At 61.6% G+C, this 12,582-nt stretch carries 12 protein-coding genes; 7 read left to right on the top strand and 5 right to left on the bottom strand.

All coding sequences use genetic code 11. From position 1 onward, the window contains the following. The first annotated feature begins 119 nt into the window (after positions 1-119). The 5 genes from QOS90_RS13060 (at position 120) to QOS90_RS13080 (ending at position 4,528) form a co-directional block, all read left to right on the top strand. Positions 120-818, top strand: coding sequence for a CoA transferase subunit A (locus tag QOS90_RS13060; protein WP_027593432.1), 699 nt, complete (start codon positions 120-122; stop codon positions 816-818). 35 nt (positions 819-853) lie between these two features. Then, positions 854-1,510: a CoA transferase subunit B gene (locus tag QOS90_RS13065; RefSeq protein ID WP_027593431.1), complete on the top strand. Its 657-nt coding sequence runs from the start codon at positions 854-856 to the stop codon at positions 1,508-1,510. A gap of 140 nt (positions 1,511-1,650) precedes the next feature. Continuing rightward, entirely contained in the window at positions 1,651-3,102 is a 1,452-nt protein-coding gene (locus QOS90_RS13070) for a short-chain fatty acid transporter (protein ID WP_172960356.1), read from the top strand. Between the two features lie 96 nt (positions 3,103-3,198). Beyond that, a complete protein-coding gene (locus QOS90_RS13075) occupies positions 3,199-3,741 on the top strand; it encodes a helix-turn-helix domain-containing protein (RefSeq protein ID WP_027593429.1) in 543 nt (180 codons plus the stop codon). Positions 3,742-3,751: 10 nt separating this feature from the next. Next, the gene (locus tag QOS90_RS13080) at positions 3,752-4,528 is read left to right on the top strand and encodes an AraC family transcriptional regulator (RefSeq protein WP_085272939.1); all 777 of its coding nucleotides are present in this window, start codon (positions 3,752-3,754) and stop codon (positions 4,526-4,528) included. 151 nt (positions 4,529-4,679) lie between these two features. On the opposite strand, the gene QOS90_RS13085 is transcribed toward QOS90_RS13080, so the two are convergent. Further along, positions 4,680-5,261, bottom strand: a complete 582-nt coding sequence (locus QOS90_RS13085) for a LysE family translocator (RefSeq protein WP_085272938.1) — start codon at positions 5,259-5,261, stop codon at positions 4,680-4,682. A gap of 250 nt (positions 5,262-5,511) precedes the next feature. Here QOS90_RS13085 and QOS90_RS13090 point away from each other — a divergent pair, with 250 nt between their 5' ends. Continuing rightward, positions 5,512-7,083, top strand: coding sequence for a TerC family protein (locus QOS90_RS13090; protein WP_027593426.1), 1,572 nt, complete (start codon positions 5,512-5,514; stop codon positions 7,081-7,083). On the opposite strand, the gene rarD is transcribed toward QOS90_RS13090, so the two are convergent. Next, positions 7,046-7,933 (bottom strand): EamA family transporter RarD, encoded by an 888-nt coding sequence (gene rarD / locus QOS90_RS13095; RefSeq protein ID WP_027593425.1) that lies wholly within the window; start codon positions 7,931-7,933, stop codon positions 7,046-7,048. The two genes, QOS90_RS13090 and rarD, sit on opposite strands and share 38 nt — an antisense overlap. Before the next feature lie 33 nt (positions 7,934-7,966). Then, positions 7,967-9,553 carry an EAL domain-containing protein gene (locus QOS90_RS13100; RefSeq protein WP_085272937.1) on the bottom strand — a complete coding sequence of 529 codons (1,587 nt, stop codon included), beginning with the start codon at positions 9,551-9,553 and terminating at the stop codon, positions 7,967-7,969. Between the two features lie 301 nt (positions 9,554-9,854). Here QOS90_RS13100 and hppD point away from each other — a divergent pair, with 301 nt between their 5' ends. Then, positions 9,855-10,931 carry a 4-hydroxyphenylpyruvate dioxygenase gene (hppD, locus tag QOS90_RS13105; RefSeq protein ID WP_027593423.1) on the top strand — a complete coding sequence of 359 codons (1,077 nt, stop codon included), beginning with the start codon at positions 9,855-9,857 and terminating at the stop codon, positions 10,929-10,931. An 18-nt stretch (positions 10,932-10,949) separates the two neighbouring features. Here the strand turns inward: hppD and QOS90_RS13110 are convergent, their stop codons facing one another. Further along, positions 10,950-11,756, bottom strand: a complete 807-nt coding sequence (locus QOS90_RS13110) for a CSS-motif domain-containing protein (RefSeq protein ID WP_027593422.1) — start codon at positions 11,754-11,756, stop codon at positions 10,950-10,952. Between the two features lie 135 nt (positions 11,757-11,891). Further along, positions 11,892-12,578 (bottom strand): type 1 glutamine amidotransferase domain-containing protein, encoded by a 687-nt coding sequence (locus QOS90_RS13115; protein ID WP_085272936.1) that lies wholly within the window; start codon positions 12,576-12,578, stop codon positions 11,892-11,894. Between the last annotated feature and the right edge of the window lie 4 nt (positions 12,579-12,582).

A 12,582-nucleotide genomic window follows, 5' to 3' on the forward strand; every position in this document is an offset into this window, starting at 1 on the left:
GAAAAAGTTATCAATCGATGATGAAAACAAAATTAACAAATCAGTCGACTAAGGTGAAGATGGGGGCACACGCTCACCGACAGCCTCGTCGGTTCAACAACTACAAAAGGCGGATCAACATGGCCGGACTGGACAAGCGCGTAGCAACGTATGAAGAGGCCCTCGACGGCCTGACCGACAACATGACGGTATTGGCCGGTGGTTTTGGCCTGTGTGGCATCCCGGAAAACCTTATCAACGAGATCAAGCGCCGTGGCGTCAAGGGCCTGACCGTGGTGTCGAACAACTGCGGTGTCGACGGTTTCGGCCTCGGCGTATTGCTGCAAGACCGGCAGATCCGCAAGATGATCGCCTCCTATGTCGGCGAAAACGCCGAATTCGAACGCCAACTGCTCAGTGGTGAGCTGGAAGTCGAACTGACCCCACAAGGCACCCTGGCCGAAAAAATGCGCGCCGGTGGCGCTGGCATCCCGGCGTTCTACACCGCCACTGGCTACGGCACCCCGGTCGCCGATGGCAAAGAGGTGCGTGAATTCAAGGGCCGCCACTACATTCTCGAAGAGTCCATCACCGGCGACTTCGCCATCGTCAAGGGCTGGAAGGCCGACCACTACGGCAACGTGGTGTACCGCAACACCGCGCAAAACTTCAACCCGCTGGCGGCCACGGCCGGCAAGATCACCGTGGTCGAAGTGGAAGAGATCGTCGAACCAGGCGTGCTGCTGCCCAGCGAGATCCACACCCCGGGTATTTTCGTTGACCGCGTGATTGTCGGCACCTTCGAAAAGCGTATCGAAAAGCGCACCGTCAAGGCCTGAGCGCCATCCTTCAGAACAACAAAGAGATCCTGACCATGGCACTGACCCGCGAACAGATGGCGCAACGCGTCGCCCGTGAACTGAAGGACGGCTACTACGTCAACCTCGGCATCGGCATCCCGACCTTGGTGGCCAACTACGTACCCGCTGACATGGATGTGATGTTGCAGTCGGAAAACGGCCTGCTCGGCATGGGCGAATTCCCTACCGAGAGCACGATCGATGCCGACATGATCAACGCCGGCAAGCAGACCGTCACCGCCCGCCGTGGCGCGTCGATCTTCGATTCGGCGCAATCGTTCGCCATGATCCGCGGTGGCCACGTCGACCTCACCGTGCTCGGCGCCTTCGAAGTGGATGTGCAAGGCAACATCGCGTCGTGGATGATCCCCGGCAAGCTGGTCAAGGGCATGGGCGGCGCCATGGACCTGGTGGCCGGTGCCGACAACATCATCGTGACCATGACCCACGCGTCGAAGGACGGCGAGTCCAAGCTGCTGCCGCGCTGCAGCCTGCCGCTGACCGGTGCCGGTTGCATCCGCAAGGTGCTGACCGACCTGGCCTACCTGGAAATCGACAATGGCGCCTTCATCCTGCGCGAGACAGCGCCGGGGGTGAGCGTTGAAGAAATCATCGAGAAGACCGCCGGCAAGCTGATCGTGCCGGATGATGTGAAAGAAATGACCTTCTAACCCGCAAGCGGGTCATTCAACCTGTAGGAGCAGCCTTGTGCTGCGAAGAGGCCAGTGACAACACAGTGATTCTTCGCTGCTGCCACTGGTCTCGTCGCAGCACAAGGCTGCGCCTACAGGTTTTTTGCGTTGCTGTAGAAATGTCCGATAAAACCAATAAAAGGAAGTTGATCGTGGCCGCTGAAATCCAAGACAGCCGCTCCGCCCGCTTTGCCCTGCGCTGCTCCAACTGGGCCGAACGCTGGTTCCCTGACTCCTGGGTATTCGCTGCCCTGGCCGTCGTACTGGTGTGCGTGGGGGCCCTGGCCATGGGCGCCAAACCGACCGACACCGCCAAGGCCTTTGGTGATGGCTTCTGGAGCTTGATCCCGTTCACCATGCAGATGGCATTCGTGGTCATCGGTGGCTACGTGGTGGCCAGCTCACCGCCTGCCGCGCGGCTGATCGACCGTTTGGCACGCATTCCCAAGAACGGCCGCTCGGCCGTGTGCTGGGTGGCGCTGATCTCGATGCTGGCCTCGTTGCTCAACTGGGGCCTGTCGCTGGTGTTCGGTGGCTTGCTGGTGCGCGCCCTGGCTCGGCGCAGCGACCTGAACATGGACTACCGTGCAGCCGGTGCTGCGGCCTACCTGGGCCTTGGCGCGGTATGGGCATTGGGCCTGTCGTCTTCGGCGGCGCAATTGCAGGCCAACCCGGCCAGTTTGCCACCGTCGATTCTGTCGATCACCGGGGTGATTCCGTTCACCGAGACCATCTTCCTCTGGCAGTCCGGCGTCCTGCTGGCGGCGTTGGTGATCGTGTCGCTGGTGGTGGCCTATGCCACCGCGCCAGGCCCTAGCAGTGCCCGTACCGCGCAACAATGCGGTGTCGACCCAAGCTTTACGGCGCCGCCACCGGCCCAGCGCAGCCGGCCCGGTGAGTGGCTGGAGTACAGCCCCATCCTGACCTTGCTGCTGGTGGCCCTGGCCGGTGGCTGGCTGTATCAGGAGTTCGCCACCAAGCCCGCCATCACGGCCATCTCCGGGCTGAACACCTACAACTTCCTGTTCATCATGCTGGGTGCCTTGTTGCACTGGCGCCCGCGCAGCTTCCTTGATGCTGTGGCCCGCGCGGTGCCGACCACCACCGGGGTGCTGATCCAGTTCCCGCTGTATGGCTCGATTGCGGCGGTCCTTACCCAGGTCAAAGGGGTGGACGAACAGACGCTGGCCCATCACATCTCCACCTTCTTCGTGCAGATCGCCTCCCACGACACCTACGCGGTGCTGATGGGGGTGTACTCGGCTGTGCTCGGCTTCTTCATCCCTTCGGGCGGTGGCAAGTGGATCATCGAGGCGCCCTACGTGATGCTGGTGGCTAACGACCTGCAATACCACCTGGGCTGGGCAGTGCAGATCTACAACGCCGCCGAGGCGCTGCCGAACCTGATCAACCCGTTTTACATGCTGCCGTTGTTGGGGGTACTGGGCCTCAAGGCGCGCGACCTGATCGGCTTCTCGTTCGTGCAGTTGCTGGTGCATGCGCCCCTGGTGCTGGTGCTGCTGTGGGCACTGGGCACAACCTTGCAGTACGTGCCGCCCGTGATGCCTTGAGAATTTGCCCGGTCAAGGCCAGCATTTCGCGCGCACTCCACGTATCATCGGTGTGCGCGAGCCTTGCATCTGCCTTCGCCTGGGAAACTGCTTCACATGTCGATCCGATTGAAACTGCTGAGAAAGAAACTGGGTATCACCCTGGAAGTGCTGGCCGACAAGACCGGCATGACCAAAAGCTACCTGTCCAAGGTCGAGCGCGGATTGAACACGCCGTCGATCGCTGCCGCGCTGAAACTGGCGCGGGCGCTGAACGTCAATGTCGAAGAGCTGTTCGCTGAAGAACACACCGCGCAGAGCCGTTACAGCCTGGTGCGCCACGCTGAACGCCAGGCGCTGGTGGGCGACGGCGAAGGGCCGGGCTATGCGGCGCTGACCAGCCAGGTAGGGCAGCGCAGCCTGCTGCCGTTTCTGATTCAGCCGCCCACCGAGTTCAGTGACCCGACGTTCAAGGAGCACCAGGGCGAGGAGTTTCTGTTCGTCCATGCCGGGCAGGTTGAGGTCGATTTCGTGAATGAACGGGTGCTGCTGGAGCAGGGCGACGCCTTGCATTTCAACGCCCAGACACCTCACCGCTTGCGTTCGGTCGGGCCGCGCCCGGCGCAGTTGCTGGTGGTGGTACACGACAACGGCGAATGAGGGCAGGGCGATGATCGAGGTGTCGCGGTTCTGGCGCGATCCGGCATTGCCCTTCGTCGAGGCTCGGCGGGTCGGGGACGGGCGCCAGGTGTGTTATGCCGCCCATTCCCATGAGAGCTTTTCCATCGGGGCCATCACCGGTGGGCGCAGCACCTATCTGAGCGGTGACAGCCGGATCGAAGTCAGCGCCGGCACCACGGTGCTGATGAACCCAGGGGTGGTGCACACGTGCAACCCCATCGAGGGCGAGGCCTGGTCCTACCTGATGCTGTTCGTTGACGTAGCGTGGTTGCAGAGGCTTGGGTTCCAGTTGCCCGCGCAGGTTGTCAGCACCTCGCCGGCCCTCTACAGCGCCTTGCTGAAGGTGTTTGCCGACCTGTTCGACGAAAACCCGGGTGATCGCGAAGCGCGGCTTGCGGCGTTCTTCCAGAGGCTGTCGAACGTGCTGGGTGGCGAGCCGGGGGCACCCAAGCCGGATCATCCTCGGCTGGAAGCCGCTGCGGCCTTCATCCGCGCACACCGTACCGACCCGCTAGACCTTGAAGACATCTGCCAAGCCTGCGGCTTGTCCCGCGCCTACCTGATCCGCGCGTTTCGCCAGCGTTTTGGGCTAACGCCCCACGATTACCTGCTTGACCAGCGTGTGCAGTGCGCGCGCGCGCAACTGCGCCAGGGCAGCTCGATTGCCGACGCAGCCCTGGCAGCGGGCTTCGCCGACCAGGCGCACCTGCAGCGTGCCTTCAAGCGCCATTTGGCTGCGACGCCGGGGCATTATCGCAAGCGATAACTTAGGGCCGCTGCGCGACCCATCGCCGGCAAGCCAGCTCCTACAGAGGTAGCGCATTTCTTGAGATTCACTCACACCTGTGGGAGCTGGCTTGCCGGCGATGGGTCGCGCAGCGGCCCCTTTGGCCCTGACTGACAGGCTTGAACCCGCATCAAATGACCAGGTAAACCGCGCTGCCCACCAGCAAGAAGGCCAGCCCCCGGTTCAACAAACGCATGCGCCCCGGGTTGCCCAGGCATTGGCGAATCACACTGCCAGCCCATGCCCAACTGGCCACCGAGGCGAAACAGATCGGCCCATAGATCCAGGTGAACACCCACAACAGTTGCTGGTCGCCCCCTGTGTAGGCGCCGACACCTGCCACCGCCGCCAACCATGCCTTGGGGTTGAGCCACTGCATGGCCGCGCCCTGCCAGGCAGACGGGGCGCGCTGTGCATGATCGCTGCCCAAGCGGCCATCGTCGCGGGCCAGCTTCCACGCCATGTACAGCAAAAACGCGACACCTCCCCCGTGCAGCAGCAAACCCAAAAGCGGCCAGCGCAACAGCAGTTCATGCAGGCCCAGCCCAACCAGTACCAGCAACAGGCAGAACCCCAGCGTGGCCCCGGCCACGTGGGCCAGGCTTGCGCGCAAGCCATGCCGGGCACCGCTGCCCAGCGCGACAATGTTGACTGGGCCAGGGGAAATCGAGGCGGCCAGCGCAAAGGCGGCCATGGACAAAGACAGGCTCATGGGGGTAATCCAAGTGGTGGAAGTTGACGCTATTCTTCAGGCGCAGGGCGTCAGCTGTATTGAATAAAAGTCCCCCGTTACAGGTTTTGTAATAGTTTCTCACTGTCAGAAAAACCGGCTGTGACTGTAGGATCTCTTACCCAATTTCTATTCAGGTACCTATGAGCACCTTCGCGGAACCCCCCTGTCCTTGGCCTTCTCGGCCACCTCTTACCTGTCCTTGTGACGCTTCCCTCGTGAGTACCCGCAAATGGAATGGCTAGCCGACCCCACGGCCTGGCTAGGCCTGTTGACGCTTATCGTCCTCGAGCTGGTGCTGGGTATCGACAACCTCGTGTTCATCGCCATCCTGGCCGACAAACTGCCGCCGCATCAGCGTGACCGTGCGCGGATTATCGGTTTGAGCCTGGCGCTGATCATGCGCCTGGGCCTGTTGGCGAGTATCTCGTGGATGGTGACGCTGACTGCGCCGCTGTTCGAGGTATTCGGCAAGAGCTTCTCGGGCCGTGACCTGATCATGCTGTTCGGCGGTGTGTTCCTGCTGTTCAAGGCCACCATGGAACTGCACGAACGGCTTGAAGGGCATGTTACCCAGGCCAGCGGTGCGGTCCGCCACGCGGCGTTCTGGCCGATCGTCGCGCAGATCGTGGTGCTCGATGCGGTGTTCTCGCTGGACGCTGTGATCACGGCCGTGGGCATGGTCGAGCAGTTGTCGATCATGATGATCGCGGTGATCTTCTCGATCGGCATCATGATTGTCGCCAGCAAGCCGCTGACCCGCTTCGTCAACGCCCACCCGACGGTGATCATGCTGTGCCTGGGCTTCCTGATGATGATCGGTTTCAGCCTGACCGCCGAAGGCCTGGGCTTCCATATCCCGAAAGGCTACCTGTATGCGGCCATCGGCTTCTCTATCCTTATCGAGGTGTTTAATCAGCTGGCCCGTGCGCGCCGCAAGCGCAGCCTGCAGCAGCACAAGCCACTGCGTGAGCGCACGGCCCATGCGGTATTGCGCCTGTTGGGCGGCCGTCGGGTCGAGGCTGACGAGGTCGGGGAAGAAATCGCCGACCTGGTCGAGGGCGGTGGCGAAGAGGTGCTGTTCGACCGCCGTGAGCGGGTGATGATCAGCGGTGTGCTGAACCTTGCTGAGCGGCCGATCCGCACGGTGATGACCGCGCGCACCGAGGTCGATGTGATTGACCTGGCGCTGCCGGCCGCAGCCATTACCGAAGCCTTGGCCAATTCGCCGTACTCGCGCCTGCCGCTGATCCGCGACGGCCGCATCGATGAACCACTGGGCTTCGTGCACAAGAAGGAGCTGCTCAAGGAACTGCTGTCAGGCAGCCAGCCAGACCTGGAGCGCATGGCCCGGGCGCCGTTGAACCTGCTGGAAAGCTTCAGCATCCTCAACGCCCTTGAGCAGATGCGCGGTCAATCGACCCATATTGCCTTCGTGGTCAACGAATTCGGTGACTTCACCGGCCTGCTGACCATGACCGATATTCTCGAGTCGATCGCCGGTGAGCTGCCGGATGCGAGTGAGGTAGAAGGGCCGGGTATCGTCGAAGAAGGGGATGGCTTTGTCGTCAGCGGCGCCCTCAACCTCAGCCAGGTGCAGGCGCGTACCGGTTTCAGCGCGCGTGCCACCGAGGACTACCAGACCCTCGCGGGCCTGGTGATGAGCTTGCTGGACCGCCTGCCGATGGTCGGGGATCGCCTGGCCTGGAATGGCTGGACGCTGACCGTGGAGGCGGTCGAGGAGCGACGCGTGCGCCAGGTGCGGCTTATACCGAGCGGCGACGCTGACGCAGCAGGTGCTTGAAGCCTTCGAGCACCAGCACCAGCACTGCGGCCCAGATCGGCAGGTAGGTTAGCCACTGATCTGGGCCGATGCTCTCACCCAGCAGCAGGGCCACGCCCACCAGCAATACCGGCTCGACGTAGCTGAGCAAGCCGAACAGGCTGAACGGCAACAGACGGCTGGCCAACACGTAGGCGATCAGGGCCGAGGCGCTGATCGCCCCCAGCACCGGGATCAAGGCGTAAAGGCCGGGGTGCGCCTGCAGGTCCGCAGGTGACAACGGCCCCTGGATCACGAAGTACAGGGCCCACGGCAACAGCAGGCACATGTCGCACCACAAACCGCCCAGGTGGTCGGTGCGGCAGCGTCGGCGCAGCACGAAGTAGATCGGGTAACCGATCATCACCACCAAGGTTTCCCAGGCGAAGCTGCCATGTTGGTACAGCTCGTGCCCGACACCCAGCGCAGCGCAGCACACGGCGATTTTCTGCAAGTGCGACAGGCGCTCGCCGTAGACCAGGCGCCCGGTCAAGACCATGGTCAGTGGCAGCAGGAAGTAGCCCATCGACACCTCCAGGCTACGCCCGTGCAACGGCGCCCAGAGGAACAGCCACAGTTGCACCCCCATCAGCCAGGACGTACCGACCATCCCCAGCAGCAGCACCGGGGTACGCCTTACCCGCCCCAGCAGCTCACCAACACGCTGCCAGTCCTTGGAAACCAGCATGAAGAGCGTCAGGCAAGGCAGCGTCAGCAGCGTACGCCAGCCAAAGATTTCCTCACCATCGAGCGGCGTGAGCAGGGAGGTATAGAAGTACATCACGGCGAACAAGCACGACGCCATGACTGATGAAAGGATGCCTTTTGACACGAATGCCTCGAATGGGAGAGTTGGGCGGCTGGATCAGCCGCGCATGATCTCAGGGGGCGCGTCCTGCGGCAACCGCGAGACGCCTTGGCGAGCGGCCAGCGCTTCGAGGAACGCCTCGGCCGGCATGGGCTTGGCGAACAGGTAGCCTTGCTGGAAGTCGACGTTATGCCGGGCCAGGTAGTCGCGCTGGGTCTCGGTTTCGACGCCTTCGGCGACGATCCCCAGGCCCAGCTTGCCCGACAGCTCGATAATGGTGTCGAGGATATGCAACGACAATGCGTCACCCCCGACCATGGCTACGAAGCTTTGGTCGATTTTCAGGTAATCGACCTTGAACTGGCGCAGGTAGTTGAGGCTCGACTGGCCCGTGCCGAAATCGTCCAACGCAATCATCACGCCCATTTCATGCAGCTTCTCGAACAGGTTCAGGGTCACCGGCGTGGCTTCGATCAGCTTGCGCTCGGTCAGTTCCAGGGTCAGCGCCACACGGCCTGGCGGGAAGTGCTGAAGAAAGGTCCGGCAATCGTCGAGCAGGCTCAGGTCGCGGCAATGGTCAGCGGTGATGTTGATGCCAATGTGGAAGCCATCCTCCAGCAGCGCGGCATACGGTGCCAGGCTCTGCGCAGTGTGCAGCATCAATGCGCGGGTCATGGCGACGATCTGGCCGGTGTGCTCGGCGTAGGGGATGAACAGGTCGGGGCGCACCAGGCCTTCGCGGGGGTGGTTCCAGCGCATCAGCACTTCGGCACCGGCCCACTGGTAATCACCCTTGCGTACCACCGGCTGGAAGTACGGCAGAAACTCGTCGGCCTCCAGGGCGCGCTGCAGTTCGGCACGCGGCGAAGTGGCGCGGCGGACCTGCCAGTGGCACACCGCCCCGGCCACCGCACCGAGTATCAGCAGCAGGCTGAGCAAGGCGGGGTAGTGGCTGAGCAGCAGTTGGCCTTGCTTGTCGGCGCCATAGCCGCCGTACACGCTGAACGGGTAGCGGGTCGAGCTCAACGTCACCGCGGCAGTCGCTGCCGTGGGCGGCGAGCCTTCGTGAACAGCACCGTCCTTGCCCATCCAATCGTTACCGACGCGGATCTGCAGCGCTTCGTCCGGGCCGATCAGGCGCAGTGCCGTGAGCAAGTGGTCGCCATCGACGGTAGTGATCGCGCCGCGGTCGCCGTCGCTGGCCCGATACACCAGCAGCGCGTGGCCCGGCGTTACCGAGTTGCCATTCATCAACCACAGCGTGCCGTTGGCGTAGTCGCCAGCGTCGACGGCCTCATCGAACTCACCGAACAGCGAGGAACAATACAGCGTGTTGTGCTGGAACAGGTTGGTGGAGCGCACAAAGGCGTTACGCGTGACCTGCCCGCGCAGGGCCAGTTGCACCTGCGCGCACGGGTCGCCTGCCAACGGCAGCAGCGCTTGTGCCGTACTGGACGCCGTGTCGAGAATACGCTCGACATGGTCAATCACCTGAGCGGCAGTAGCATGGCTGTTGGCATGCAGTTCACGGTCGATCTGCCAGTTCATCACCCCCAGGCCGCAGGCCACCGGGAGCACGCCGATCGCCCAAGGCAGCAGGGTGCGCCAACTCCAGCCGGCGCGGCGTTTACGGGTGAGGGGCATACTGGCCTAATCTGTTGAAGAGAACGTGCAGAGGATAGCCGTTTGTCGGGGGCGCGGGCGAACTAAAGCGCGACAAACCGATTTACGCACTGTAGAATCCAGTTACGAATACAACAATAAGGTTCTCCACATTCGGGAGAATCAAGCCCGCCGAGAATGGGTCCATATGACAAACCATGGGTTCAAACTGATCATTGGTGGCTTCCTCGCTCGCAGCGTGCGTGGCATCCCGTGCTCACCGCCTGTTCTGTTCTACATCCCCGGAAATCACTAATTTTTCGCTGTAGATGAGGACAAGAACATGGCTGATATTTTCGAAAATCCAATGGGCTTGATGGGCTTCGAGTTCATCGAGCTGGCATCGCCGACCCCAGGTGTGCTCGAGCCGGTTTTCCAGATACTCGGTTTCACCAAGGTCGCCACCCACCGCTCCAAAGACGTGCACCTGTACCGTCAGGGCGGCATCAACCTTATTCTGAACAACGAACCCAAGAGCATCGCTTCGTACTTCGCCGCCGAACACGGCCCGTCGGTCTGTGGCATGGCGTTCCGCGTTCGCAATGCTCACGAAGCCTATGCCCGCGCGCTTGAACTTGGCGCTCAGCCAGTCGAAATCGAAACCGGCCCGATGGAGCTGCGCCTGCCCGCAATCAAGGGCATCGGTGGCGCGCCGCTGTACCTGATCGACCGCTTTGAAGAAGGCAGCTCGATCTACGACATCGACTTCAACTTCATCGAAGGCGTAGACCGCAACCCGGTGGGCGCAGGCTTGAAGATCATCGATCACCTGACCCATAACGTTTACCGTGGGCGCATGGCCTACTGGGCCGGGTTCTACGAGAAGCTGTTCAACTTCCGCGAGATCCGCTACTTCGATATCAAGGGCGAGTACACCGGCCTGACCTCGCGTGCCATGACCGCACCCGATGGCATGATCCGCATTCCGCTCAACGAAGAATCGTCCAAGGGCGCCGGGCAGATCGAAGAGTTCCTGATGCAGTTCAACGGCGAAGGCATTCAGCACGTGGCCTTCCTGACCGACGACCTGCTCAAGACCTGGGATGCCCTGAAGGGCATCGGCATGCGCTTCATGACCCCGCCGCCGCAGACCTACTACGAGATGCTCGAAGAGCGCCTGCCAGGTCACGGTGAACCTGTCGACCAACTGCAAGCGCGCGGCATCCTGCTCGACGGCGCTGCAGAGCAGGGCGACAAGCGTTTGCTGCTGCAAATCTTCTCGGAGACCTTGCTAGGGCCGGTATTCTTCGAGTTCATCCAGCGCAAGGGTGATGATGGCTTTGGCGAAGGTAACTTCAAGGCCCTGTTCGAATCCATCGAACGGGACCAGGTTCGCCGCGGTGTATTGAGCACCGATTGATAGGTGCTGGTACCGCCGTCATGCCGCTTCGGCGGCGGTACCACGCTTGTTGCGACGCGCCCTGAACAAGCCCCAGTAGACGATCGAGCCGGTCACGATGCCTACCAGTACCAGGGAAGGCAGGACCTGCAACATCGATTGGCGGATTTCTTGCGCCGTATAGCCTCTGGCATAACCGCCCCTCACCGCATACCCATACTTCTCGGAGATTGCCCTTTGGGCATACTCGGGCTGCGAAGGCCGATGCGGGTCGCGGCTGTCTCCATGGCTCCAGATGTATTGGTCGCCGAACTCCAGAAGCAGTGTCAGGCCATCCTGAAAGGCCCGCAGCTCGTTGCGCAGTTCAGTGGCATAGCCTGTCACGATCACGCTCGGGTTGTTGCCCGGCTCCTGAAAGTGGGTCACCAGCGTAGTGGGTAATGCTGGCGAGTCGAGCGCGAGTTCAACCTGTTGCCCGGACTGGGCGAAGGCCGAAAGATGGTCGAGGGAGTCCGAGTGGGTGCTGCAATACGCTTCCTGGTCACGCACCAAGGTCAACGCGCGTAGCAAGGGGTCACGGGCTACCTGATCCTGCAGGGTGCTGTGGACTTCGGCGCACGCCTTGCCTGCAACAGGCTGGGCGAGGATAACGGTGCTTTGCATGCGGTCCAGCACTTTATCGATGGTGAATACCGCTTCCTGGACGGAGATCTGTGCGTTTTCCTCCAGCTTTTTCTCCAGCTGAAACACCATGACCAACAACCCGGACACCACCGGCACCAGCCCGATGGCCATGATAAGCAGCAATTCCAGCAAACTGCGCCCGGCATGCATGATTTTCGACATAGCCTATTGTTCTCCAGTCTGATACTGCCCGTGGTGGGCAGGTAGTCTGGGAGCCTATGTAATCAATTGCGTGTCGGATGTAGTCCGCGTGCGGCCCGCGCTTCGAGAAACGATGTAATCAGGCGTAAGCCGTCACTATGCCTCGAGTTTTGCGAGTACCTTTTCAGCCAACAATGTAGTGGATTTTGGGTTTTGCCCAGTAATCAGCCGATCGTCGTCAACCACGAAAGGTGCCCACGGGTCATCGTGCTTGCTGTACATACCGCCCCGAGCAACCAGTTCGTTTTCGGTGAGAAAAGGCACAACCTTGTCCAGTTCCACCAGTTGTTCCTCGATGTTGGAAAAACCGGTGACCTTACGGTCTTTCAGCAGCAGGCTGTTGTCACTGAGCTTGATGTTCAAAAGGCCGACAACGCCGTGGCAAACGGCCGCCACAATGCCTTTATTCTCATAGATTTTGCGCGCGATCTCTTGCAGCGGCTGGTTATTGGCAAAGTCGTACATCACCCCGTGCCCACCGGTGTAATAGATGACGCTGTAGTCGTCAGCCTTGACCAGCCCCGGGCTGAGTGTGGCACCCAGACGTGTCATGAAGTCCTTGTCGTCGTACCACGCCCAGTCCAGATCGGGTGCCATTTGCAGGCTGTGCGGGTCGATCGGCACGTAGCCGCCGCTGGGGCTGACATAGTCGACGCTGTAGCCTGCGTTCTGGACCTCTTCGACAAAATGCACAGCCTCGCCCAACCACAGCCCGGTTGCCCGTTTGAGGGTCGGGTACTTGGCCGTATTGGTCAGCACTACCAGCATCTTCTTCTTGCTCATGACC

Source organism: Pseudomonas sp. LAIL14HWK12:I10 (genome assembly GCF_900184205.1).
GTDB classification, from domain to species: Bacteria; Pseudomonadota; Gammaproteobacteria; order Pseudomonadales; family Pseudomonadaceae; genus Aquipseudomonas; species Aquipseudomonas kermanshahensis.